We start from the raw sequence: 25,871 nt of genomic DNA on the forward strand, positions 1-25,871 counted from the left end.
TCTCTTTTACATAATGTGCTATCTAAAGCATGCGAAAAGGATTTCATCTAGCCCTCTTCGCTTTTTCTGCTGGGTTAATCTTACAATAGAAAAAAACGAATATTCATGTTATTATACTATGTAAACATGAACCACTTACTTTAAGCTTATAAACTAAGAGAAAGGGACAATGAAATGAAACGATCTATTCGCAATGCTCTGCTAGGATTACTTGGAACATCCATCGGGTTATACATGTTGGCAATGCCACTCTCAACGACGGCATATGCGTACACACCTTATAGCTATCACAATTCGGGTAACACAAACACCAGTAGTAATAGTCAAGATCCCGTTAATGTAGTTAAAGCTTCTTCAAAATCCCTCGGATTTAATGCGACCACCGATAAATTTACTTTAGTAAGCAAAAGCGCGAAATTAGCCGTTGTCAATGTAATTCATAATGGTACTAGCTACAATGTAACCCTTAGTCTGCGCCGCTATAATAGTTCATGGTTTATCACATCAGTAAAAGCAATTAAGAGTAGCAGTAATTCTTCCAATACTACTAGCAGCCCTACAACAGGTTCAAATGGAACCGGTTCCTCAACGACTGCTACGGGTAGTTCCTCTACAACCACTTCTAATAGCAGCACTTCAACGACATCAACCGGCACAAGTTCTGGAAATGTAATTGCAACTGAACAGCAAGCAGTTAGTTTGTTAAATGCTGACCGCCGCGCCAATGGTCTTCCTGATTTACAAGTGGATTCTCGTTTAACTACACTTGCGAGAAACTATGCTCAGGACATGCTTAACCGTAACTATTTCTCCCACTACAGTCCTGAGGGACAATCTCCTTTTGACCGTATGAAGCAAGCTGGAATAACCTACAGCACCGCTGGCGAAAATATTGGCATTAACCGAACTGTTCAGCAAGCAGAGGCAGCCTTTATGAATAGTTCAGGACACCGCGCCAACATTTTAAACTCATCTTATACCAAAATTGGAATCGGAATCGCTTTTGATAAGAGTGGCAATATTTATATAGTTCAGAATTTTATCAGGCCATAACTTTACCGTATCCAGATTCACCTACAGGGGCTAACCTAAATTGCATTTAGGTTAGCCCCTGATTTTTTATTTTATGAAATATAGGGAACTCGTTTCAGCCTGGCTGAAATGACTTCACTTCGATAATTTAATAAGTATTTGTTATACTTTTCATCGGGACAAAGAAAAATACCGCAAAATAGTGGTCAACATTAATGGCCATCTTTTGCGGTATTTTTATTTTCGCCGAATTACTGCTGAGCAAATATCAATGAAACTGCTGGTTATTAAAGGGCTTCATTGACCAATGGGAACATAAGTAATTATTTTTATTATTTTTATTATTTTTCTTCAATTTTTATTGGTACAAATATAGTTTTACCGTCCCTATAAATTAATACAACCACTTTTTCCCCAATCTTTGCATTTGATACTTCTTTCTTTAATCTATCGGGGTCATTCATTTTTTTCTTATTATATTCAAGAACAATATCTCCCCTTTTAAGACCTGCCTTTTGGGCAGGAGAGTTTTCTGCAACTGCACTTATTAATACTCCTTCAGGCTCTTGTAACCCAAAGTAATTAGCAAGTTCCTTAGTAATAGGTTGCATGTAAATCCCCAGCCATGGTCTGATAACTTTTCCTTCATTAATTAGTTGGTCTATAACTTGGGTAACAGTTGAACTAGGAATTGCAAATCCTATTCCTTGCGCTTGCGCGTTAATTGCCGTATTAATACCAATTACTTTTCCTTGAAGATTTATTAACGGACCACCACTATTGCCCGGGTTAATTGACGCATCAGTTTGTAAAAGATCCGTAAACTGATTTCCATTAATACTAAGTGGTCTACCTTTTGCACTTATAACACCAACTGTAACAGTATGGTCAAGTCCATACGGGTTACCAATTGCTATAACCCAGCTGCCTACTTCCAGTTTGTTGGAATCCCCAAACTCTAGAGATGGAAGATCATCACCGGCATCAATCTTTAATATCGCCAAATCCAATTGTTCATCTGAACCAATTAATTTAGCAGCATAGGGTTCTTTTCTATTGGTTAAATAGGCATGTATTTTTTCTGCACCGGCAACCACATGATTATTAGTTACGATATAACCATCTTTAGAAATGATAAAACCTGAACCTAATGCTTTTGTTAGTCCCGGTTTTCTTTTATACTGTTCTCCAAAGAAATCTCTAAAAAAGGGATTATTTAAAAAAGGATCATCATTATTTTGAATTTGTGTCTCAGTCTCAATTTTAACTACAGCTGGTCCTGCTTGTTTTACGATAGTTTGGATTGTGTCAGGCCCCAGAAATACATTTGGCGAGGCTGCTTCCAGATTTTGGGCTGCCTCAACAGATAAAGCTCCGCCACCAAGAATCAAACCGACAGTAAAAAAAACAGTTACAATAATAAGAAGAGCAACGCTTACCAGTGATTTTTCATTGTGCTTCATAATGTTTCTACCCCCCTATAAAAATCCTTTCTCTGAGTTGAGTTATAATCATCAATTGATGATTATACACCTCTATATTACATTTTTCACTAAAAGATAAAATTCCTGCAAGAAGTTTGTTTCAAATCTACATTTTAATCAAATTTTTTGCATTGGTCCCAGTGGCATACCAATCCGTAACACACAAACCTGCAGACCCTTTGTAATCATCGCTTAGTACTTAAATATTTTATTAACCAATCTCACGGACATGCCCACCAACCTAACTTTAGGAAACCTAAAGAATATACTTTGCATTTTTGGGGTAGCTTATAAGAATAAAAGTGGCCTTGTCCCTCTCGCATAATGCTCAAAGGACAAAGCCATCTATACTTATTTATACTAAAAAACTATTGTGGCGGAGTTTAAATGTTCTATATAACATGGTTTATATTTGCATGGATAATATGGCTAGTTTTTTCCGACAAAAACCGTTGGCGGGAAATTTTTCCGGTATGCATCTTCGCCAAAACCCTGGCGCTGGCTACCGATGTCTTAATGTTCTATTACCCGCTGTGGGAATACATCGGCCCACCTTATTTCATACACTTGGGTGAAGATCTGGCGATATACCCTGTTGTAACATATCTCTTTATTCAATGGCTGCCCAACAGTCGCGCAGCAAAGAATATGATAAGCTATTGGCTGCTTTGGACAACCGTTGCTATCTCTATCGAGCTAATCTATGTAAGTTCCGGGTACTTACGATACCATCAGTGGTGGACTATCTGGCATTCCTACATGGCCGACTGGTTTTTGTACTGGCTATTCTATCAATTTCACAAAATCTTTCGGCTGGAAAAATTGTCATCTGAAAAAAAGTAACCACGACGTAATATATCTTTAATCTTGAAATACTACTTGAGTGAAGAGCATCGCTCTCTGGGGGTGATATCAGTGATTATTAACCTGGAACAATTTATTATGATAATAGCAGCGCTAATTACTTTGGTATTGCTGCTTTTCGTCGTAGATTGGCGGTATTTTCGGGATTGGGTCGTCGTTTTCTTTTTTAAATGCACCCTTGATTTTATTTGGGGAGGTGCAGTTGAAACCCTTAAACTGTTAGAATATCCAGTCCGTCTACTACCGAAATATTTTGAAACAAGTCTGCTTTTTGAAGTGTGGGTATTTCCAGTAATGTGTATTCTATATAACCAAACTACCCGCACGCGAGGTCTAGTCGGGATAATATGGTATGCTCTATTGTTCAGTGCCTTCTTAACCGCAATAGAATATCCACTTGAACTCTACACCAACCTTATTAAATACAATAACTGGAGCTGGTTTACTACCTTTTACACGCTTACGCTGACATTTCTGGCATCCAGAGCTTTTATTGGCTTCTACCGATGGGGTTGCGATTATGTTAGCCAAAAGAGGTGACTATCAATCTGATCCGCTGCAAACTCTATTCCGTCCCGCATTTTTCGCCTGGTATAAAGCAGAATCAGCTTGCCGGATCAAATCTGAAGGAACCTTATCTAATTCTGGTCTTATGGTGGCCACTCCAATGCTTACAGTAACATATTCGGCCACTTCTGACAACTCATGCGGAATATTTAACTTCTCTATATTACTACATATTCTTTCCGTAACTGTTAGCGCCCCGCCTTTCTCCGTTGAAGGGAGAAGAATAACAAACTCTTCTCCGCCATAACGTGCTCCCAAGTCGCGGGCTCTTTTTAACGATTCTTTCAGAATGTTGCCCACTTTCTGTAAACACTCGTCTCCTGCGAGATGTCCATAATAATCGTTATATTTCTTAAAAAAATCTATATCAATTAAAGCTAGTGATAAAATATTTCCCTGACGTAATGCTCGTCTCCACTCTTTTTCTAGTGTCTGATCAAAATGGCGACGATTAGCTATACCGGTTAATCCATCTAGTAAAGATATTCGCTCTAGTATATCCCTATATTTCTTAAGCTCCAAATGGTTTTTTACTCGTGCCTTTATAATAGCGGGATTGGAAGGTTTTATAATATAATCTATAGCCCCTGCTTCAAGTCCCTCTGTTTCATGTTGAACATCATTAGCAGCCGAAACGAAAATAACGGGGATGTTTTGGGTATAATGATTTTTCTTCAAATTTCTGCATACCTCGTAACCATCCATTCCTGGCATTTCAACGTCTAGCAGTATAAGATCTATACTCTCCGAAGCAGCTAAAACTAAGGCTTCTTCTCCCGATGTCGCAACAAGAATATCGTAATCATTACCCAATATATCCTTCATGATTTGGTTACTTAACTTTGTGTCATCAACAAGTAAAATACGTTGCCTTTCATACTCCAAAGTTATCATCACTCCACGAAGGTAATCGATATATTCCCGTAGATGTAAGCATATCCAGTACCGAACCCGTGGCTCCTCTCATTGATATGTTAACACCTTTACGTCTTCCTTCAAAAACTATTGCAGCAATAACGCCAACACCAGCAGCATCCATATAAAGAGTGTCTTTAAAATCAAGACAGATAGCTGTAGATTCACCTTTAAAGAAGCTGTAGACTCTGTCGCGAACGCAATCAGTATTGATGGCAAGACATTCAGGACCAATATTAACCACAAAATAATTATAATTTTCTTTCACCAGTCCACCCCCGAAGAATAAGTACAAATATCAATGTAACCCTTTACCTCTGGATAATAAAAAATTGCCAGCTTCAGCTAACTTTCATGCTGCAACCTGGCAATCTTAGACTAGAATCTTTAGACCCATGGCTTTGCGTCCCGCCTTTTCAGGAGGTTTGCCAATATTATTTTTTGTTTTATTCTGCATAATACTTCATAATCCTGCTTAAAACAAAAAAACATGCGTAATCTTTTATTGTGAACTTTTATCTCGTCAAATTCAGCAGATTCTTTCGTTTATAAATACTTAATATCACCCCGGTGGCTGCCAGGTTTACAATCGTTTGCGTGCCGCCAAAGCTGACAAACGGCAGGCATACAGATGCAACGGGAGCCAGTCCCAGCGACATCAGCACATGCCAGGAAAAATTGACAGTAAAGTAAGCGGCAAGTCCCGCCACAACCATTCTCCCATACTGGTCCTTGACCTGCCGCGCTGCGCGGACCAATACCAGTGTTATGGTGCATCCTGCGGCAATAGCGCCGGCACCTGCCAACCAGCCAAACTTATGCACTAAGTAAAGAAAGACAAAGTCGGTGTGAAATGCTGTGGAAGCCGCTTCTGGCATGGAAATGCCTTGCAACTCTGCAGAACGGATAATATTGAGGAGACTCAAATTATCCGCGGCCAATGACAGTTTGATCAGAATTAAACCAACCGGCATCAGCAGGAAGCCGATGATTCGTGTTTTTGGGGCACCGGACATAGCCATGAGGACAATGAATACCAACGTGTAAACCACCGCAAGATAAGCGGTGTTGCTTATCATATAAAGGAAATCCGGAATGATCAAAAGCATAGCGGCCTTTATCATCCAGGACCCATTTGTCCAGTCTCTGCCGATGAAGATTCCTGCCAGAGCAAGAGTAAGGAAACATGGCGTAATGCCAATATAGTTAATGAAGAGGTTATGGTTGTAACCACCGATTAAAACGGGACCTAACGCCAGAAACGATTTTCCATTCAGGGACGGCCCCAGCATCAACACGGCTAACCAAAGCAGTATTGTGCCCGCATAAAGGTGCGGAGTGTAAGGACGCAGCTTTCTAAAATCATAGTAATGCAGCCAAAACAATATCGCGGTTCCGATGCCGGTAAAAATCGCGCTTTTGACAAACACGTGCAGCGCACCTGGCAGCACACCACTTGTGTCAAGCATATGCATTACAGCCAAGCCCAGAAAGCTCATTAAGGCAACAGCGCCGACCAACGGCCAGTTTCTCTGGGGTGCATGGGTTTGCTGGAACTGCCAGCCTAAGTCGGTCGCATCCCCCATTCTATGTATCGCGGCCTGGATGGCGTCCTGCTCTGACAGGCCGTCGTTTTTCAATTCCAGAGCAATCTCTTCCAGATGAGACAACAGCTCCGACTTCACCTGCCCATGTACTTCATGCCATTTTATTTGAGAACATACTGCATCCAAATAGGTTTGCACTATACGATTTTGTTCTAACGACATACAATCGCCTCCCCGAGAATCTGTTCTACCGCCGAGCGGAATACAACCCACTCCCGTCTTTTTTCTTCAAGCTGCGACCGACCCCGCTCGGTCAATCGATAGTATTTTCTTTGCCGATTCCCCTGGGCATCCGACCAATAGGCTTCAAGCATCCCGTCCAGTTCCAGCGAATGCAATATGGGGTAAAGCGTTCCTTCCTTGAAGTGAAACACCCCACCTGAAGTATTCGCCATCTCTTTGATCATTTCGTAGCCGTACATCGGTTTTCGTTCCAGCAATTTCAGAATAAGGATAACCGTACTTCCCTTAAGCAGTTCCTTATTGACCCGCACTCTTGAATCCCCCTTGTTTAAGCATTGTTATTCAATGCATAGTATATCTATGTATTATAGTAATACACTTCCTAATTATTTGCAATAGATTATTCATTTAACGAGACTCACTCTGTGCAGTCTCTCTTAGAGAAAGGAATTTTCGGTCTGCGCCTTAAGGAATGTCTATCCCGAAACAATCTGTAATTTTTGGGCGACTACAGCATCCGCGGGAGCAAAATCATACTGGTTCAATTCATGAATATTTACCCAGGCAAACATGTCGTGATCAATCAATACTGCATCACCTTCGACCCACTCAGCCCAATAAAATAGCAAGTTTATCGGACCCCGTGAGTGCTGATGCCGGACAGACATAAAATGGTTTCGCGCACATACACGCATATTTAATTCCTCAAATATCTCCCTCTCAAGACCTTGTTGGGGAGTTTCATTTTTTTCGATTTTACCGCCTGGAAACTCCCACTTACCATTTAGCTCTGGTGGAAACGTTCGTCTTGTAATTAGAAGTTTGTTATTTTTTTTATTAAACCGGCTACTACTTCTTTCATGAATGGTATCTCCTATTCTCTAGCTTGTGTAATGCCTTACTATCCTTTATCAGCATTTCAACGTTTTCTTTCTTCGTAGCCCAACTGGTGCAAAATCTCACGGCACTGTGTTTAGCATCGACTTTTTCCCAGAAAGAATAAGAATACTTTTCGCTCAATTTGCTTAACACCTCATTCGGTAAAATTGGAAACTGCTGATTTGTCGTCGAATCATATCGGAAAGAAAATCCTTCTTCAGCAAATGCCTCTCGAATCATCATCGCCATATCGACGGCATGTTTTGAAATTTCATAGTATAAACCATCTTCGAATAAGGTTTCAAACTGAATCCCCAATAATCTACCCTTAGCCAGCATTCCTCCATTTTGCTTGATAATATACCGGAAATCTTTTTTCAAAGCATTATTTATAATTACTACGGCTTCCCCCATCAATGCTCCGATTTTCGTTCCCCCTATATAAAATACATCACATAGGCTTGCAATATCTGCCAAAGATAGATCACTATCTTTGGCAGACAGACCATATCCTAATCTGGCACCATCCATAACAAGTGGCAATCCACATTCCCGGCAAACTTTACTTAGTGCTTCCAACTCGGATTTACTATAAGCGGTTCCATTCTCGGTAGGGTGAGATATATAAACCAAGCCGGGCTGCACCATATGCTCGTGAGTTACATCATTCCAGTGAGCATCATATAGCTTTTTTACCTGTATTGCCTGTATTTTTCCATCCTCACTCGGCAAAGTAAGTACCTTATGACCAGTAGCTTCAATCGCTCCCGTCTCATGTATTGCGATATGTCCGGTAATTGCAGCAACTGCTCCTTGATGCGGACGCAGAATCGAAGAAATGATAATAGTATTGGTCTGTGTTCCTCCAACTAAAAAGTGTATATCTGCCTCCTCTACATGACAGGCTTTTCTAATATAAGCCCTGGCTCTTTCACAGTGTTCATCCATGCCGTAGCCTGGTGTCTGCTCTTCATTAGTTTCCATTAATCGGTTCATTATTCGCTCATGAGCACCTTCTGTATAATCACTCTCAAAACGTATCAACTTTAATCATCTCCAATTATTTTAACGTAGCATGGTTAACAATATTTCAGTTATCCCGGCAGAAGGTAAAGGCTTGCTGAATATATAGCCCTGCATTTGGTCGCATTGTAACTTCTTTAAGAAGTTGAGTTGCTCAACCGTTTCGACTCCTTCAGCTACTACAGTGTATTGAAGGTTTTTTGCCAACCCCAATATGGCTCTGGCAATACTCCCCCCCTCAGGCTCAGTGTCGATATCTTGAATGAAAGAACGATCAATCTTCAATAAATTAACTGGAAATTTCTTTAAATAAAGTAGCGAAGAATAACCGATCCCAAAATCGTCGAGCGCAATTTGAACCCCCATGGATCGTAATGTTTGTAGTACTTGAGTAGTGTATTCAGCACTTTTCATGGCAACTGTCTCGGTAATTTCCAATATAAGCCTCTGTGGATCCAGCCCCGATTGCTCAATTGTCTGAGATATTACTTGCAACAAATTTTGTTGATGAAACTGACGAGCCGAGAGATTTACTGCCATATAGATGGGCGGTAATCCGTCATCCTGCCATTTCTTAGCCTGACGGCAAGCTGTCTGGAGTACCCACTCGCCGAGCTTCGTTATCAGACCACTTTCTTCGGCGGCAGGAATGAACTCCATCGGTGGGATCATCCCTCTGCCCGGGTGTTGCCAACGTACTAATGCTTCGACCCCAACGATACACCCGTTAAAATCGACTTGTGGTTGATAATGAAGAATAAATTGCTCCTCTTCTATGGCTATGCGCAGCTCTGCTTCCATTTCCACGCGCCGGGAAACCTGAGCTCCCATATCGAAATGATAATGTTGGCAGCACCCGTTACCAAGCTCTTTCCCCTTATACATGGCTAAATCAGCCTGTTTTAGCAAAACGTCTGCGTCTTGTCCGTCGCTTGGAAATACCGAAACTCCAAGTGAGCATGTAATATTGTGCATTTTTTGGTTGTAATGCCATGGCTTTTCCACCGCCTGGATAATCTTCTCAGTAATTGGAGTTATGTTGTCAATATTTTTAATATTTTCCAACAAAATTATAAATTCATCTCCACCCACACGGGATACGACATCTTCTTCACGGAGTGAGGAGCGCAATCTTTCACCGATAACCTTAAGTAGTTCATCACCGGCAAAGTGACCAAGTGTATCGTTGATCAGCTTAAAATCATCCAAATCAAGCATTATGACAGCTAATTTCTTATTGCTCCCCGCAGCACGAACAAGAGCTTTTTGCAGACGATCCCGGAATAGATATCGGTTAGGTAAGTCAGTCAAAGCATCATGATAGGCCATGTGCTCCATTTTTTCATGATGCTTGAATCTCTCTGTACAGTCAAGGAAGTGAACGGCGAATTTCCCCGGTTCAGGGCAATATGCTTCTACTTCATAATAGCGGCCTAACTCCCGCGCATATTTAATCATTGAATGCGGTTGGCCGGTAAGAGCTACTTTTCCATATTCTTCGATCCAATACTGCTCAATATTGGGATGAATCTCCATCACGGTTTTTCCCAGTATCTTATCTCCTTTTAGTCCGGTGAGACGCTCAAAGGCCGGATTTACAGATAAAAAACGATAATCAACCGGCTTTCCGCTTTCATCGCAGATAATATCATGGAGAGCAAAACCGTTTATCATGTTGTCAAACAAAGACCGATACCGTTGCTGGCTCTCCTCTAACGCGATAGCTTGTATTTTTAGGTTTTCGAATTGTTGTCTTAGCTCGTCTTGCGATGCCAGTAGATTTTCTTGAACCGCCACAAGTCCCTCGTCGGTCTGTTGCAGCTTTCTTTCAGACTGAGTGACCACTGCTTTAAGTTTTATTTGGTGATAAGAAGTTCTGGACATACTATTAGCTACAATATACAACACATTGGCGGCAGCTTCAATGCTCTCTTTAGATACAATACGAACTTCCTTTACCGCCTCTACATATTCATCTGGAATGACACCGATTTCTTTAGCAAATCGACGATACTTTTCTTCTTCCGGGAAAGTAGTTAATATCTGCCCGCCCAGAATGGTGCCGATTAGCTGCCCTTTCAACATGATTGGTGCCGCAAAATCAATAAGACCTGCATGACATTGGTATATTACCGGCTTACCGGTCCGGGCGGCTTCCTCACCACCTTTGCGATGGGATTCGGCACACCGTTTGCCTCCACATTTTGTTGACTGGGTGTAATCCATACAGAAGCGGGTAAAGCTACTTGGCTTTGTAACCGGATTACCTTCAAGATCGACTGTAACACTTGCTAGGCCGACCCCTTTAGCAAAATCATCCTGAAATTTTTGTAAGAAATCGATGTCGATCAAATTAGTCAAATTAGTCTTACTTACTTCCCTCTCGTTAGCCGCATTATTTTTACTTTGCATCTTGTTTTTCACAATATCACCTTTTGAAATAAAGTTAATGACCAGCGGCTTGTATAAACACACATAACAATATATTACTTTTGCTTTAGGTCGATTAGTCTGAATAGATGCTCATTACAGAACATTCTATTATTGGTTTAATTTCGACATATTTCGTCTTTTCCCTCTTTATATAAAAACCACACCCAATTAAATAAGAAAAACGCTACGCGTCCTTTTGGTCTACCTCAAATCAGATATCTTATACTCAAATCCATGAACCCCTTTGTAATACTCAGGATACATCGCATTGCCACATTTTTGACAAGCAAACTGTGGCGGTACCGTTGGATCACCGTCATCCATTCTGTCAAAATTCCTAACAACTTGGTATGGAATATTCTCAATCTCATCACACACTAAACAAATATACTTTACCGTACTTGGGCGAGGAGGCGTTGGCTTCCCGCCTATTTTCTTTGCTTTCTTTTTTCTCATTGCCTGTGCTATCGTCAATCATCCTTTCTAAATAAGCTCTCGCCATACTATCTTTTGCATATTTTACTGTCAATTTACCTTCTTTTAGACAGACTTCTCCCTTGTATTCATAATAATTACTACAATGGGGACATATCATTGGATCTTTTCCTGTCTGTTCTTTGATTCTTTGACTCCAATTTCTTTTTACTAACCGCTTTATCTTTACTAGCCACTTACGTGCATTTTTTTGCCAAACTGTTATTAATTGTTTGCATAGGGTTTTGATTCGTCTAGAGTAGATTCCATAATGACGAATCACTTTAAATTGTTCATCTGGTATATGTTTTATGATTCGACCTATAAATTCTTCCACCGTTATTGTTTCAACCTTTTCTTGACCATCATTTTTATCATGATAACGAAAACTTACCATTTCACCATCGTAGTCTACTATTCGATTTATACCGATTGCAGGACGTCTCATATAACGACCAATGTATTGTAATTGTTCTTTAAAATTTCCCTTTTGTTTCGGGGCATATATATAAAAGCCATCTGCATTATTTACATAGGCTTGTTGTAATAGCGGCTGAACTTTTTTCTTCTCTTCTGCCGTAATACTCTTTCGAATCAGTTTAAGCACCACTGTTTGCCATTGCTTACGGAGCATGGGAAAAGGGATAAAGTCATAACTTTTCCATTCCCCATTTTCCTTCATACCACCCATACTTACTAACATATGGACATGCGGATTAAAGTTCAGTTTCGATCCAAAAGTATGTAATCCGGATATAATTCCAGGTATTACTTTATGTTTTTTTTGAAAATAATCACGAATCATACGCGCTGCTTCATCCATTAAGCCTTTAAGCAAATTACGGTGCTTCTCAAATATGATTCTAAGATTTTCATCTATCGTAAAGACAACATGACGATGATTGGTTTGGATAACATCTTCTGACATCATCCTACTCCATTCTTCGCTTTCACCACAGGAGCAGGTCGTGCAAAATCTACTTTTACAGCGATAAGGTATAATTTTTACATCATGACACCCTTCACATACTAGCATTTTATAACCATGCTTGCTATCACCACAATAACGATATTTGTTGATTTCTTTTTTCACAACTTCTCGAATACGTCTACCATGACGCTTTATAAATTTATCCCAATGCTCATTCTTGTCGAAGAATATTTGCCATAATGTATTGTGTGCCATGCTTTTACTTTACCAAAATTCCAAGTAAAGGACTACACCCCGAATCTTATACTTTCTGATATATTAAAAAAGCGCTATCGCGCCCTTGAGGATACGGCTAACCGCAGAGTACACAGAGAACGCAGAGGGGAGATGTATATCGAGAACATTCCCTCTGCGTACTCTGCGTCTCTGCGGTTCAAACCACTTATACTTTATCTTATAAGTGGTTTGGCCTAAATTAAATTGCCGGGCTCTGCCTTTTTGGGGTGAAGCACGCTATTCCTGTATTCCCGGTATTTTAGGAAGATTGTCAAAGCCTTTCTGAAGCTCTTCATCTGTTGGAATGTGGTCGATCATTGTTCCTTCGTGAAAGGAACTGTATGCCGTCATATCAAAAAATCCTGTTCCGGTTAATCCAAAAAGAATGGTTTTTTCTTCTCCGGTCTCCTTACATTTCAACGCTTCATCAATTGCAGTACGAATGGCATGAGCAGATTCCGGAGCTGGCAGGATGCTTTCGTACTTAGCAAAGAAAGTAGCCGCTTCAAATACCTTTGTCTGCTCTACTGATACTGCTTCCATGTATCCCTCGTGATACAGCTTAGAAAGGATTGGTGCCATGCCATGGTATCTCAATCCGCCCGCATGGATTGGTGATGGAGCAAAGGTACATCCCAGTGTGTACATTTTGGCCATAGGCGTAATCCTTCCGGTATCGCAGTAATCATACATATACTTTCCTCTTGTCAGAGATGGACAGGATGCCGGCTCTACTGCGATTAAGCGTGGATTGGCCTTACCTGTGATCTTATCCCTCATAAACGGTGCAATTAGGCCACCAAGATTGGAACCGCCGCCAGCGCAACCGATTACTACGTCTGGATACTCTCCAAGCATTTCCATAGCTTTTTCACTTTCCAATCCGATGATTGACTGGTGGAGAAGTACCTGATTCAGTACGGAGCCTAACACATATTTATATCCCTCTGTAGTAACAGCCTTTTCCACGGCTTCAGAAATCGCACATCCAAGGCTTCCTGAAGTGTTCGGATTCATTGCCAATATCTTTCTTCCAGTTTCTGTAGTATTGCTGGGACTGGCGATTACAGTTGCACCAAAGGTTTCCATAATTGATTTACGAAAAGGCTTTTGTTCATAGGATGCCTTTACCATATATACAGTAAGTGGAATTCCAAAATAGCAGCAAGATTCTGCAAGAGCGGTTCCCCACTGACCTGCTCCTGTTTCAGTTGTAAGTCCCGTTAATCCCTGCTCCTTTGCATAATAAGCCTGCGCAATGGCTGAGTTCAGTTTGTGACTTCCAGATGTGTTATTTCCTTCAAATTTGTAGTAAATCTTTGCTGGAGTTTCCAGAGCCTTTTCTAAATTATATGCACGACATAATGGTGAAGGCCGGTAATTCTTGTACATTTCCAAAATTTCTTTAGGTATGTCAATATACCTGGTTGTATCATCCAGTTCCTGATGAGCCAACTTTTCGCAGAATACAGGATATAAATCTTCTGGTATTACTGGTTTTCCTGTTGCAGGATTTAGCATAGGATCAGGCTTCTCGTTCATATCTGCACGCAAATTGTACCATTGTGTTGGTATCTGATCCTCAGTTAAATATAATCTGTGCGGAATTTTCTTTGTCATGTGATAAACTCTCCCTTCATTTATATAATTTTCTTAAAGACATCCAAAATAACGCTGCATAAACCATATAAATAGCATACATCTATGAATCGATAAACAGCCAACCCGTTTCCGTCTATATTGTTATGCCGGTGTAGTAATTTACCAGTTCTTGATAGGAGTTCAGTTCAGCAAAACCAGTTTCGGTGAGACAATATACCCCGCGGGCGGTCCGTTGAAACCAATGATAGTAATTATTCTGCAGAATTCCGGCTGTTTTGTTAGTGTCAGTTCCCAGTTCTTTGAGTTGTTTCACACTTAGCGAACCATGTTTGACCAGTAATGCAGCAATATGAATGGCAATTTCCTTATAGGCAGTTACTATTTTTTTGCCGGTACTGCCGCCGGTATTAAAATCTCCATGCCGTGCGGCAAATTCATCCAGTAATTGCTGTCTTTTCCGCTTGGCTGACCGCCTGCTAAGCTCTCTGTTAAAAGGTTCCGGCGCCAAGGCTTCTTCGACAACTACCGGCGTTTTGCCGTTAGTGACCAGTAGCAGGCCGATTTCAAGCCGTCGCAATAAATGGCATATATTCCGCCATTTTACGGTCGATAAAGCTTTATTGTTTTTGGGCACCGCTATATATACAATATCGGCAGTACGTTGTCTTTGCACCGCCTGCAATATGACTTCAAGGTTGACTCGCAGCTTCATTTCAATAACCAGGAGAGTACCGGCATTATTGATTGCCGTGACATCGCAATAACTAATTTCACTTTTAACTGTATAGCCTTGCCTGACAAGATAATCCCGTACCGGAATATACAGATCCTCTTCCCGGCTGATTATTGTAGTTTTATTCATCATACACCTCGAATTACCCCCTGACAGTATCATACATAACATTATAATATAATGTATTATGTATGATGTAAACTCTCTATTTAACAGCGTATCTCTATGTTGTGAATAATTTTTGTATCAGGCTATCAATAGAAACAACCAATTGCTATAGTAATTACATTTTGTTCCCCGCCAACAATCGAATTTCATCTGCTTTATCTACTGCCACCAGCACATATAAATAATCACCAGCCAACATGCGGATATCCCCATGAGGGACCAGTTCCTGCTCACCGCGCTTTATACTAACTAATAGAGCTTTGTCAGGCCAGTTAACATCTTTTACTTCTTTTCTCTCTATTGCCGCACCTGATGCAATCACAGTTTCGACTACCATTCGTTTTTGCATCGTCACATAAGGAGCTATTCCTTGCTTACACAATGAGCGGTTTAACAGAGTCTCATATACAGGTTTGCCTTTGCATATATCCGCTACCACATAAGCTGTCATAGATACCACAATTAATGATAACATATGCTCAAATGATCCTGTCATTTCCATAATCAAAATACTCCCTGTAATAGGTGCTTTGACAATCGCCGAAAAATACGCAGCCATCGCAAGTACAATAAAGTTTCCGCTATAACCAGTTTGAAAAAATCCCATTGAAACTAGCACTTGCCCATACAAATCACCTGCCAAAGCACCAAGCACCAGCATCGGTAAAAAAATACCGCCGGGAACGCCTGAACCATAACTAATCATGGTAAAAAAGAACTTTACTGCCAATAAAATAAAAATCATGTTCATGCCTATTTGATCTATGGATAAAGTATTAACAAGCTGATTGCCCCCGCCAAGCACCTGAGGTAAAAGAAAACCTAAAATACCTGCTGCCAAAAGCGGTAAAATTGCCTTCTTTCCAAGAGAAAACCCCGTTTTTTCGTATAAGTCCATACTTTTTAGTAAGCAATAATTAAACAACACACCAAATAACCCCATGATCATTCCTAATAAGACAACCCATCCATAAAAACCGGTTGGAAGCACTGGCAGTCCAGCAAAAAAAAATACCGAACTACAACCAAAAAAATGCTGTGTAACCACATCAGCAGTCACTGCAGCAGCAACAGCTGTCATTAAAACCGTGGATGAAAAATTCTTGTGAAGTTCCTCAAATGAAAACATTACGCCTGCCAAGGGCGCATTAAATGCTGCCGCAAGACCCGCACTGGCCCCACTTGTCAATAAATAACGTTCTTCCATCTTGGTTCTGCCAAGCATTCGGCTAATACCTTGCCCTACCGCTGCGCCAAGTTGAATCGAAGGGCCTTCGCGTCCTAGTGAAAGCCCGGCACTAATTGCCAATACTCCACCAGTTAGCTTATGAATTAGTACCTGCAGCCAATTCATTTTCATCAATCCCAAAAGAATCCCTTTAACCTGCGGAATACCGCTACCGGCCGCCATAGGCTCTCTTTGGACAATCCAGCCTAGTACACACGCAATAACGAGTAAAACAAAAAACCAAACTCCCCGCAAGAAAAAATGGCCATCTTGAAAAAATTGATATAATAATGTCCGAAACAGTTCACCTTGTTCTAACAAATAACGAAACAGCACCACTACTACTCCAGCTAACAGTCCAATCAAAATTCCTTCCAAAAAAACTTTTAAGCGAAAATCTCGCCAATAAATTAACGAAAAATATACATTACTAACATTTTGCTTTTGCATAAATTCTCCTCACCTTTTGATATTACTTGTCGGTTAGTTTGATTTTACGCTGATGTATTCTCTATTTCAACAAAAAATTCATTTATTGGTTCTGCATCCTTTTTTCCGCCATCATTCTCGCCCCTACTGCCTCTCTCTAAAAAAGCAGCGACAGTCGATCCTGTTCTTTCAATTAATGGACTACTACACAAATTAGCCAATATTTTACTGATCTTAGATTTTGACATAACTTATTTTAAAGTAGTGCACACTTATATTAGGAGGTGATGACATGCAGAATAAAAAAGCAGCCACAAATCTGATGAATGAAGCTACTGATAATGCAGCAAAAGCATTAGAAGGAGCAAGCTATCAAAATTCAGACACAGTAACGCAACAGTACAACGCAAAAATTGATAAAGCCTCTGAGCTGGCAAGTGCAAAATTTACCCAAAAAACAAAATAAGTATAGCGCCCAACTTGGGCGCTTGTTTTCATACAAGGATACACAAAAGTAAAGTACCTGTTATCTAACATAAAAAAAACCTAGGGTAAGCCTATTTCAGCTACCTACAGTTTTTTCATGTTTTTCAATATTTGGTTGAAAGTGATCTGTACTGAAACCTTACTCAACGTCCCTCAGCTTCATACAAGTTGCGCTTCCCCAGGATTAAAGGCAACCTTAATATGCATCCCTACTGATAATCTGCCAATAACCTGTTCTCTTTGAACACGAACTGTCAAAGGCAACCCTTGTGCCTCTACCATAATGCGATACATCCCAATCCCTGGCACTATCTGCGAAACAACGCCTCCCATAACTACCCATGGATTAAGCTGATAGGCTAACTGTTCATCGCAAACATACAGACAATCTCCTGGCAGACAACAGACCGTCGCCGCCGGAACAACCTCTCCCGTCCAGGCAAAACGCACACCGTTAATCAGTTTCACAAAAACGGCATCAGCCTGTTGTTCCACCTGACAGGGGACGATATTGTCCATTTCAACCAAACTGGCAATTGCCTTATTCACCGGGCGGCGCAAGATTTCTTCCGGCTTATCATCCTGCACGATACAACCTGCCTGCAACACCAAAGCCCGCGCAGCAAAATACAGTACATCATTAAAATTATGACTGACTAACATTACTGTAGTGCCACGTTCTATAGCCACCTGCCTTAGTTCCGCCAGCAAGGTATTGCGGGTAGGCGAATCAAGAGCAGCAAACGGTTCATCTAACAACAACAGTTCAGGTTCATAAACCAGAGCGCGGGCCAAACAAACCCGCTGCGCCTCTCCTCCAGATAAATTCCGGGCTCTTCTTGTAACCAAGTGAGTACAATGAAAAGCCTCTAACGCCCCATTTACTTTTTCTTTGATTATACTTGGAGACATACCACGAAACTTTAGCGCCAATGCCACATTATTAAATACAGTATCATCTAATAACATTGTCTCCTGAAAAACCATCGAACAACGGCGGCGCAGCGTCTGTTTGTCAGCTCTGTCAACATCTTCTCCGAATAAATACATCTTCCCCACTTTAGAGGACAAATGCATATTAATCAACTGCAATAGTGTACTTTTGCCTGCACCATTAGGCCCGACTACAGCAATAATCTCACCTGCCGATATTGACAATGCTTCAATATTTAATATCTGGCGCTTATTTCGAAAAACTTTAATATCAGCTAATTTCAGCACTGTTTGCCTCATACACTTTCCCGCTTTCCATCATTTTGCATATAGGTCAGCAAAGCGACTATCGCATAGGCAACAATCAACAATACAAAACTAAAAGCCAGCGCCATGTCATAATTACCTTTGCTAACTTCCATAACTGTGGCAGTAGTCAGCACCCTTGTCTCGCCTTTAATATTACCACCAACCATCATTGATGCTCCTACCTCTGAAATCACGCCGCCAAAACCGGCCATTACTGCTGCTAGTAAACCCATTTTAGCCTCTTTAATTAATAACCAATTAGCCTGCCACTCAGTAGCGCCCAGGGAGAGTAACTGAAGCCGTAGTTTAGGATTGAGTCCACTAAGCGCCGCAAAACTTAAGCCAGCTACAATAGGGCTGGCAATAACAGCCTGAGCAATAATCATCGCCCAGACCGTATACATCAGGCCTAGCATACCCAATGGCCCATATCGCCATAAAAACAAACTAACAACTAACCCTACTACCACTGGTGGCAGCCCCATCCCAAAATTGATAAAACTAATGCACAGTCTTTTTCCCGGAAAGTCTTTTAACGCTAACCATAGACCCACCGGGATTCCTAACCCCACACTAATCAGAGTTGCCCAACCAGATACTTTGATAGTCAAAAGGGCAACCTCATAGACCTCAGCATCACCAGTTACCAATAGATATAGCGCCTGGATCAGACCTGAAAATATACTATCCATATATATAACCATTCCTTTCACAAGCTCAAGGCACAAAACAAAATAAACCGTTTTTTTATGTTACTATTTTATCAAATTCTTAATTAAAGGTATACGGGCTCTCACCTAAAAATAATATATTTTCTAATATTACAAAAGGATACCCCAGCTATTGCTAACTGGAATATCCTCGTTGGCTTGCCCTTCTTGCAGCAGCAGTCCTCCATTCCTTGATTCAGGAAGAAAGCCGTTTTCTGCGATCAAATTTGGTTTAGTCTTTAAAGATAATCGTCCCAACGTGCTCACCATTTAGAGCCTTGGTAATATTTCCTTCCTTAAGACCGTTAATGATCTGAATTTGCTTTACATTGCGGGCGTTTTTCATCATTTCCAAGACGCCCCGCTCAACGATCAAATCGTCCAGATCCATTTCCAGTAATTCTTGAACCCCAACCTTAGGAATGAACTTTACATCAGAATTAACCTTCGGGTTGTCCGTGTAGAGACCGTCCTCGTCTTTGACAAAAATGCACTGCTTTGTCCCGAGAACTTCTGATAGAAGATATGCGCCGACATCCGTCCTATTGGGAGGCAATAGCCCCTTGGCAGGAAGTTGCTCAAAATATCCGTATGGAGGCATGCCGTGGATTACCGGGATGCAACCCTGGGAAAAATACAGTCCCAATTTAGGGATGTCATCTTGACTAATTTTTATTCCATTATAAGGACCCAACAAAGTACTGATCATTAAAGCATTTTGTTCAGACACGCTTTGCCCCAGCTTAGCAATAATCCCGGTTGGCAGCCCCATATCCATAGCAATCGCATAGACGTGTCTAGAGCGCGTACCACCACCGGTAGAAATAAGCATCTTATGTTCCTGAGCGTTAGCTACAATTTCCTTAAGTATGGGAGTCAGCGCCTTTGAACCGTAATCTGTAATACTTTGACCGCCAAGCTTAAGAACAGTCGCATTTGGATACACCTTGAACGGTTCTTTTTCTTCCAGGCTTTGGAGAAACGACTTACTGACAAGCGATTCGCCCATCAACTTGCTTTTGATGTGTAATTTCTTACTATCCCTCTCACGAATAAGAGCCATATATATACCTACTTTTTTGTTAGTATCGGCTAAATCATAACTAGTACTTAATTGTGACCATCACGTCTGTGGCCATCGCGTCTGTGGCCATCGCGTCCGCAACCTTCGTGTCCATGATCATCGTCATCTTCATCATCTTTGACTGGTTTTAGGTAAATAATTTCTGCTCCAAGTTGGCTAGCAATTTCCTCGATTTCCTGCTTGCGAACATGCATAACCTTAACTTTGAGGTCAATATCTGATATGGCAACAATAACAAAACGGGGCTTCTTATCCCTTTCGCCTACTTTTCTTCTTTCACGAATAAATATTTTACCGGTTCCCATTACTATCAACTCCTCTGCAATTAAACAACACTATGTTGTTTATTATCTATATTTTAGCAAATTCTATGACAAGTTTCAACATTTTTCGTATTTTATTTTATTCTAGTTTGTTTTTGTTTAATGATATCCAAATAACAAACTAACAGAAACAAACAAACAAAATATTGATTTTATTATACATAGCATTGACGCAACCAATATGGGGTTGTCTTACAAAACAAAATACGATATGCTATTGCCGAGAGGTGGAGAATAATGGCGGATGAAGTTTCATATACTCCGGATGAAATTGCTAAAATACTAAAAGTTACTCGATATACGGTTTACGAAATGATTAAGCGCGGCGATTTGGTTGCCTACCGGATTGGCCGGAACATGCGTATCGATAGTGCCGCTCTTGAGAACTATAAGAAAAAGTTTCAGGAAAAAAAGCTCATTGGGCCAGTATTTACTAGGCCTCAGTCAGAAAGTTCATTTGATAGTAGAAACGAACTCATTCTTTGCGGCCAGGAAGGAGTGCTTGATATCCTGACACGGCATTTAGAGTATCGGGTTCAAAATGTACGTTTCCTGAGGCATTATGCGGGAAGTATGGAGGGGTTAATGGCTCTATACAACGGAACAGCCAACATAGCTGCGGCTCACCTTTGGGATGGCGATAGCGACGAATATAACATCCCCTATGTACGACGCTTTCTACCTGGTCAACGGCCAATTATTATTAATTTGGTTTATCGGATGGAAGGTTTCTACGTTGCACCTGGTAATCCAAAGGAAATTATGGAATGGTCAGATCTTACCAAACCAAATGTCCGACTTATCAATCGTGAACGCGGGTCAGGAGCACGAGTGCTACTTGATGAAAAATTGTGTCAGTTAGATATTGACCCTTGCCACATCGTTGGATATGAAAAAGAAGAAATGAGCGACCTGGCTGTTGCGAGCAGCGTAGCAAGGGGCGATGCTGACGCGGGGCTAGGAACGGAGCAGGCGGCTATGCACGTAAAGAATGTCGATTTTGTTCCGCTACAGAAAGAGCGATATGACCTTGTGCTCTTAAGGCAAGATTTAGAAAAATCTCACTTTCAAGAAATTATTTCAATTTTACGGTCCAAAACATTTCAACAAGAGGTCGCCGGTATAGATGGTTATGATATTTCAAAGATGGGCGACATCATCGCCGAAATTTGAAACTGGATTTTCCAGTATGACCACAAAACAAAAAATACCAAAAGCGTCAATTCCTGCAAAACCAGGCAATTAACGCTTTTGGTAATTGGCAATAGCATACAATCGCATCTTATTATATAAAGTTTTTCGAGATATCCCTAATTCTTTTGCTACTCGACTAACATTGCCGGCAAATGCATCAAGCTTACTAATTATCTTATCTTTCTCTGTAAATCCCGCTATCTTCTTCCGCTGTTCCCTGCTAAAAATAGTATCATTTGGTTGTGAAACTGCTTGTTTCCTAAGCGAAGATGGTGCATAAAACACTTCAGGTAAATGCCCTACGGTAATAACTCCATTTTCAGCTAAACAGGCCGCGTGTTCGATCACGTTTTGTAGTTCTCGAACATTACCTGGCCAGTGATATCTGTTTAAACAAGCAATGACTTCGAATTCCACAGAATATTTGCGACCCTGTTCGCGGCTCAACTTTTCTAGAAAATGTTCAAAAAGCGGTTGTATATCTTCACAACGCTCCCGCAACGGCGGAATAATGATCGACAACACATTTAATCTATAATAAAGATCAAGCCGAAAGGCTCCTTTTTCTACTTCTTCCAGCAGATTTTTATTGGTTGCACAAATTAAACGAATGTTAATCGGGATCATCTTATCGCTGCCAATTCGCGTTACTTTTCTTTCTTGTATCACTCTTAGTAAGGCGATTTGCTGTTCGAGCGGCATGTCCCCGATTTCATCCAAAAAAAGAGTTCCACCAAAAGCTAGTTCGAACTTTCCTGGTTTACCGCCCCGTTTTGCACCTGTAAAAGCCCCTTCATCATAGCCAAATAGCTCACTGCCAATCAGCTCCCGTGGAATGGCCCCGCAATTGACAGCCACAAATGGTCCATTATGCTGAGCACTTCGATTGTGAATGGCTTGGGCAAATATTTCTTTACCTGTACCACTTTCACCAGTCAGCAAAATATTTGATGTAGTAGTCGCAGCCCGCGTAGCAACATGGATAGCTTCATAGATTTGAACACTTTTCCCAACAACATCGTTGAACTGTAACGGGGCAGAGTTGCCAATAAAACGATTAACCGTATTTTTCACTTGCTTGAGCGATTTAAGGAAAATAATGCCGCCAGTTACCACGTTTTGCTCATTAATTATCGGCTCCCGAGATGCTACACACTGACATACGCCCCCCTGGATATCCACTGTTATCTCGACATTATGATAACTTTTACTAGCAGTTAGCCTCTCCCCTGATCTACTGTCAAATAAGCGCTTAAGTTCTATTCCTAAAATATGTTGTTCCGATTTTCCAAGCATAGCCTTACCTGCAGGATTTATTTCGATTACAACCTCATTGTTATCAACTAACAGCACGCCATCGGAAATGTTATTTAAAAAATTGGTCACTCTTTTATTAAGCAAAACCAATTCACAATTTTTTTGCCAAATGCTTAACTGCGCAGTAATAGCTTCAGCAATAACTGCTACCATTTCGAGTGTATGCAAATGGGACGTATGAGACGCGTGAGATATATCTAAAACACCAATAATCCGGCCATTTGAATCATAAATCGACGCTGCCGAGCAGGAAAAAGAATGAATTTTTTTACAATAATGCTCCGCACCTGATACCTGAAGTGGTTCTCCCAACTTGATCACTGTTCCAATGGCATTAGTCCCTACATCTTCTTCCCGCCAACTAACACCAGGATAAAAGCATCTACTCATTGGATTTTGCCTATTATCTTCGTCGCATAACATTTCAAGAATACAGCCATTTTCGTCAGTTAATGCAATTATAAAACCGGATCCTTTAAAAAATTCATAAAGCATAGCCATAAATGGTTTTGCTATCTGAATAAGTTTTTCTTTTTCTTTCAAAACCTTATGCAGGTCCAAAGCATCTAACTGGTGGTGAATTTGATCATCATAAGGATCTACTCTCCCATGATAGCATCTGTCCCACGACTCAATAATCCGTTGACGAGCTTTGCACGTATATGGATTACCTGTTTGTAAAAATTTTTCCCATTCCACGTAAACAGGGTCCATCATAGGCAAAGCAGCAATCGTCATACAAACCACTCCTTTCTTGTTAGCCATTCACTTTATGCGCAATAAACTGGTGCAATAATCATCAATACACCAACTGGAAGTACGATATCACCAGCGATAAGCGGCGTTAATTCAGGTGGAGTAGACTCTCCACCTGAATCCCAATGTTTCAACTAAGCTGAAACGAGTTCACTTAGCCAAAAAGCCGGGCTTAAGCCCGGCTTTACGTGCCTAGAAATTAAATACTTCGTCGATTTCTTCGTCTGTGAAGTCCCAGGTAGTGTTATGTGGTGCACATTCTTCCTCGAAGAACTCCGGCAAACGGTCATCGGCATTAGTGAAGCCGGCCCTGTGGTTGAAGCCGCGCTCAGCCTTAAGAACAGATTTGCCGAGATCAGTAACATCGTCTGCAGTAAGAGACAGACCGTACTGGGCATTAATCATATCAATCAACGCCTGGAAACCATCGGGGATGTCCAGGATAGCGAAAGCAACAAACAGGCACATACCAGTGCTGTCAACAGCGGCAGTGGCAATTTGCAGGTTGCGGGACAGTTCGATATTACCCTCTTTTTTCAGTGGGTCGACATCGCCGCCGATCTTGAGAATATTGGTAGCAACCGCATAACCGGAAGTGTGGTCAGCGCCCATCGGAGTGGTAGCGTAGGTCAAGCCTACACCCTTAACCGCACGCGGGTCGTACGCAGGAATTGCCTGGCCTTTGACGATAGGAACCCTGGAAACGCCATAGACGCGTCCTACGGTTGCTGCACCACAGCCGAGGATCCGGCCTTGGGGAGTGCCTTTGCGAATTTCTTTAATCAAATCCAGGGCAGCCTTGCCATCGCCCCAGGGAATGACACCGCCTTCCATATAAACACCAATGGCAACAGTGATATCAATGGAATCTACACCAACATCATCGCATTCACGGTCGGCATAGGCAATGAGGTCAAGATCATTAATCTTGGCGTTGGCGCCAAGAGCCCAAATAGTTTCATACTCAAACCCGCTGGTAATATATTTGCCTTGTTTGTCAACATAGTGCTGAGAGCAACGCATGATGCAACCGGGATGGCAGCCGTGGCTAGGCTTACCGCCGCGGGCTTCCATGGTTGCAGTCATAGTTTCGCCACCGATGTCATTGGCCCATTCGTTCCGGCCACGGCGGAAGTTTTCAGTAGGCAGACCGCCGGCTTCGTTCAGAATGTTGACCAGAATATTGGTACCGTATTTGGTTATACCCTGACTGGTGACCGGGTGAGTTGTAAGGGCTTTGGCAAATCGCTTGGCAGCACTCTTGAAATCCTCGCGATTAACAATGGGAACACCAGGAGCGCCAGTATCATCAATAACAACGGCTTTTATCTTCTTGGAACCCATGACAGCGCCCAGGCCGCCGCGACCAGCGCTGCGGATATTGCTTTCAGGATCAGCAAAGGAAATGTTGGCTGCCATAAGCTTCATTTCACCGGCTGGACCAATGATAGCCACACCGGCTTTAGCGCCGTATTTTGCCTGCAGAACTTTAATGGCTTCGTAGTTACCCATGCCAATGATCTCAGCGGGAGCGTCTTCAATGGTCACATCGTTCATAGTAACTTTGACGATGAAATACTTATCTTCTTCCGGAATTCCATCAAATACAAGTGCCTTAATGCCCATTTTGGCCATTTTTTGACCAAAAGTACCGCCGGTGTTACTTTCTTTGATACCACCGGTTAACGGGCTCTTAGCGCCACAGGAAAGCCGACCGGAATTAGCAGCGTTGGTACCGGTAAGGTAGCCGGGTGCAAAAATTAATTTGTTGTATTTCCCCAGTGGATGACAAGTTGGTTTCACTTCGTCGGCGACGAAGTTGGAAGTAAGCGCCCGGCCTGCTATGCCGACGTACTTTTCAGGAACCTCGCTGGTAGCAACATTTTTCGTTGCCATGTCGACACGGATAAATTTACTCATAAAAACCCTCC

23 protein-coding genes and 1 riboswitch are annotated in these 25,871 nt (G+C 41.5%); of the genes, 5 read left to right on the forward strand and 18 right to left on the reverse strand.

Features of this window, described 5'->3' with window-relative positions; translation table 11 throughout:
* Positions 1 to 174: 174 nt before the first annotated feature.
* Positions 175 to 1,053 carry a CAP domain-containing protein gene (locus AC1ECB_RS11780; RefSeq protein WP_485668869.1) on the forward strand — a complete coding sequence of 293 codons (879 nt, stop codon included), beginning with the start codon at positions 175 to 177 and terminating at the stop codon, positions 1,051 to 1,053.
* Positions 1,054 to 1,373: 320 nt separating this feature from the next.
* Here the strand turns inward: AC1ECB_RS11780 and AC1ECB_RS11785 are convergent, their stop codons facing one another.
* On the reverse strand, positions 1,374 to 2,495 hold the full coding sequence (locus AC1ECB_RS11785) for a S1C family serine protease (RefSeq protein WP_485668870.1): 1,122 nt from the start codon (positions 2,493 to 2,495) through the stop codon (positions 1,374 to 1,376).
* Between the two features lie 408 nt (positions 2,496 to 2,903).
* Between AC1ECB_RS11785 and AC1ECB_RS11790 the strand changes: the two genes are divergently transcribed.
* Positions 2,904 to 3,359 carry a CBO0543 family protein gene (locus AC1ECB_RS11790; RefSeq protein ID WP_485668871.1) on the forward strand — a complete coding sequence of 152 codons (456 nt, stop codon included), beginning with the start codon at positions 2,904 to 2,906 and terminating at the stop codon, positions 3,357 to 3,359.
* Between the two features lie 99 nt (positions 3,360 to 3,458).
* The gene (locus AC1ECB_RS11795) at positions 3,459 to 3,920 is read left to right on the forward strand and encodes a CBO0543 family protein (RefSeq protein WP_485669324.1); all 462 of its coding nucleotides are present in this window, start codon (positions 3,459 to 3,461) and stop codon (positions 3,918 to 3,920) included.
* Positions 3,921 to 3,923: 3 nt separating this feature from the next.
* Here AC1ECB_RS11795 and AC1ECB_RS11800 read toward each other — a convergent pair whose 3' ends face one another.
* The 11 genes from AC1ECB_RS11800 to AC1ECB_RS11850 all read right to left on the reverse strand — a co-directional run bounded on the left by AC1ECB_RS11800 (position 3,924) and on the right by AC1ECB_RS11850 (position 16,849).
* Positions 3,924 to 4,832 (reverse strand): diguanylate cyclase domain-containing protein, encoded by a 909-nt coding sequence (locus tag AC1ECB_RS11800; protein WP_485668872.1) that lies wholly within the window; start codon positions 4,830 to 4,832, stop codon positions 3,924 to 3,926.
* On the reverse strand, positions 4,822 to 5,130 hold the full coding sequence (locus tag AC1ECB_RS11805) for an STAS domain-containing protein (protein WP_485668873.1): 309 nt from the start codon (positions 5,128 to 5,130) through the stop codon (positions 4,822 to 4,824). The genes AC1ECB_RS11800 and AC1ECB_RS11805 overlap by 11 nt, the downstream gene beginning before the upstream one ends.
* An 87-nt stretch (positions 5,131 to 5,217) precedes the next feature.
* Positions 5,218 to 5,302, reverse strand: a riboswitch (cyclic di-GMP riboswitch).
* A gap of 75 nt (positions 5,303 to 5,377) precedes the next feature.
* Positions 5,378 to 6,631, reverse strand: coding sequence for an FtsW/RodA/SpoVE family cell cycle protein (locus AC1ECB_RS11810; protein WP_485668874.1), 1,254 nt, complete (start codon positions 6,629 to 6,631; stop codon positions 5,378 to 5,380).
* Positions 6,622 to 6,963 carry a PadR family transcriptional regulator gene (locus AC1ECB_RS11815; RefSeq protein ID WP_485668875.1) on the reverse strand — a complete coding sequence of 114 codons (342 nt, stop codon included), beginning with the start codon at positions 6,961 to 6,963 and terminating at the stop codon, positions 6,622 to 6,624. The genes AC1ECB_RS11810 and AC1ECB_RS11815 overlap by 10 nt, the downstream gene beginning before the upstream one ends.
* A 165-nt stretch (positions 6,964 to 7,128) precedes the next feature.
* Positions 7,129 to 7,530, reverse strand: coding sequence for a (deoxy)nucleoside triphosphate pyrophosphohydrolase (locus tag AC1ECB_RS11820; RefSeq protein WP_485669325.1), 402 nt, complete (start codon positions 7,528 to 7,530; stop codon positions 7,129 to 7,131).
* Positions 7,511 to 8,575 carry a threonine aldolase family protein gene (locus AC1ECB_RS11825; protein WP_485668876.1) on the reverse strand — a complete coding sequence of 355 codons (1,065 nt, stop codon included), beginning with the start codon at positions 8,573 to 8,575 and terminating at the stop codon, positions 7,511 to 7,513. Before AC1ECB_RS11825 ends, AC1ECB_RS11820 begins: the two co-directional genes overlap by 20 nt.
* A gap of 21 nt (positions 8,576 to 8,596) precedes the next feature.
* On the reverse strand, positions 8,597 to 10,978 hold the full coding sequence (locus AC1ECB_RS11830) for an EAL domain-containing protein (RefSeq protein ID WP_485668877.1): 2,382 nt from the start codon (positions 10,976 to 10,978) through the stop codon (positions 8,597 to 8,599).
* 379 nt (positions 10,979 to 11,357) lie between these two features.
* Complete coding sequence (locus AC1ECB_RS11835) at positions 11,358 to 12,647, reverse strand: IS91 family transposase (protein WP_485668250.1); 1,290 nt, start codon at positions 12,645 to 12,647, stop codon at positions 11,358 to 11,360.
* Between the two features lie 258 nt (positions 12,648 to 12,905).
* A complete protein-coding gene (locus AC1ECB_RS11840) occupies positions 12,906 to 14,288 on the reverse strand; it encodes a TrpB-like pyridoxal phosphate-dependent enzyme (protein WP_485668878.1) in 1,383 nt (460 codons plus the stop codon).
* 115 nt (positions 14,289 to 14,403) lie between these two features.
* On the reverse strand, positions 14,404 to 15,135 hold the full coding sequence (locus AC1ECB_RS11845; protein WP_485668879.1) for a DUF2161 family putative PD-(D/E)XK-type phosphodiesterase: 732 nt from the start codon (positions 15,133 to 15,135) through the stop codon (positions 14,404 to 14,406).
* Positions 15,136 to 15,286: 151 nt separating this feature from the next.
* The gene (locus AC1ECB_RS11850) at positions 15,287 to 16,849 is read right to left on the reverse strand and encodes a ClC family H(+)/Cl(-) exchange transporter (protein WP_485668880.1); all 1,563 of its coding nucleotides are present in this window, start codon (positions 16,847 to 16,849) and stop codon (positions 15,287 to 15,289) included.
* A gap of 271 nt (positions 16,850 to 17,120) precedes the next feature.
* On the opposite strand from AC1ECB_RS11850, the gene AC1ECB_RS11855 reads away from it, so the two are divergent.
* Positions 17,121 to 17,294 (forward strand): hypothetical protein, encoded by a 174-nt coding sequence (locus AC1ECB_RS11855; protein ID WP_485668881.1) that lies wholly within the window; start codon positions 17,121 to 17,123, stop codon positions 17,292 to 17,294.
* Positions 17,295 to 17,473: 179 nt separating this feature from the next.
* Here the strand turns inward: AC1ECB_RS11855 and AC1ECB_RS11860 are convergent, their stop codons facing one another.
* The 4 genes from AC1ECB_RS11860 to AC1ECB_RS11875 form a co-directional block, all read right to left on the reverse strand.
* Positions 17,474 to 18,547 (reverse strand): ABC transporter ATP-binding protein, encoded by a 1,074-nt coding sequence (locus tag AC1ECB_RS11860; RefSeq protein ID WP_485668882.1) that lies wholly within the window; start codon positions 18,545 to 18,547, stop codon positions 17,474 to 17,476.
* Positions 18,544 to 19,248: an ABC transporter permease gene (locus AC1ECB_RS11865; RefSeq protein ID WP_021170950.1), complete on the reverse strand. Its 705-nt coding sequence runs from the start codon at positions 19,246 to 19,248 to the stop codon at positions 18,544 to 18,546. Before AC1ECB_RS11865 ends, AC1ECB_RS11860 begins: the two co-directional genes overlap by 4 nt.
* A gap of 250 nt (positions 19,249 to 19,498) precedes the next feature.
* Positions 19,499 to 20,329, reverse strand: coding sequence for an amino acid kinase family protein (locus AC1ECB_RS11870; RefSeq protein WP_485668883.1), 831 nt, complete (start codon positions 20,327 to 20,329; stop codon positions 19,499 to 19,501).
* A gap of 47 nt (positions 20,330 to 20,376) precedes the next feature.
* Positions 20,377 to 20,655 (reverse strand): hypothetical protein, encoded by a 279-nt coding sequence (locus AC1ECB_RS11875; protein ID WP_485668884.1) that lies wholly within the window; start codon positions 20,653 to 20,655, stop codon positions 20,377 to 20,379.
* A gap of 255 nt (positions 20,656 to 20,910) precedes the next feature.
* On the opposite strand from AC1ECB_RS11875, the gene AC1ECB_RS11880 reads away from it, so the two are divergent.
* Positions 20,911 to 21,846, forward strand: coding sequence for a substrate-binding domain-containing protein (locus tag AC1ECB_RS11880; RefSeq protein ID WP_485668885.1), 936 nt, complete (start codon positions 20,911 to 20,913; stop codon positions 21,844 to 21,846).
* A gap of 69 nt (positions 21,847 to 21,915) precedes the next feature.
* On the opposite strand, the gene AC1ECB_RS11885 is transcribed toward AC1ECB_RS11880, so the two are convergent.
* Together AC1ECB_RS11885 and AC1ECB_RS11890 are read right to left on the reverse strand one after the other, a co-directional pair.
* Complete coding sequence (locus AC1ECB_RS11885; RefSeq protein WP_485668886.1) at positions 21,916 to 23,922, reverse strand: sigma-54-dependent Fis family transcriptional regulator; 2,007 nt, start codon at positions 23,920 to 23,922, stop codon at positions 21,916 to 21,918.
* A 210-nt stretch (positions 23,923 to 24,132) separates the two neighbouring features.
* A complete protein-coding gene (locus AC1ECB_RS11890; RefSeq protein ID WP_485668887.1) occupies positions 24,133 to 25,860 on the reverse strand; it encodes an aldehyde ferredoxin oxidoreductase family protein in 1,728 nt (575 codons plus the stop codon).
* Between the last annotated feature and the right edge of the window lie 11 nt (positions 25,861 to 25,871).

This window comes from Sporomusa sp. 246TCP1 (assembly GCF_057319775.1).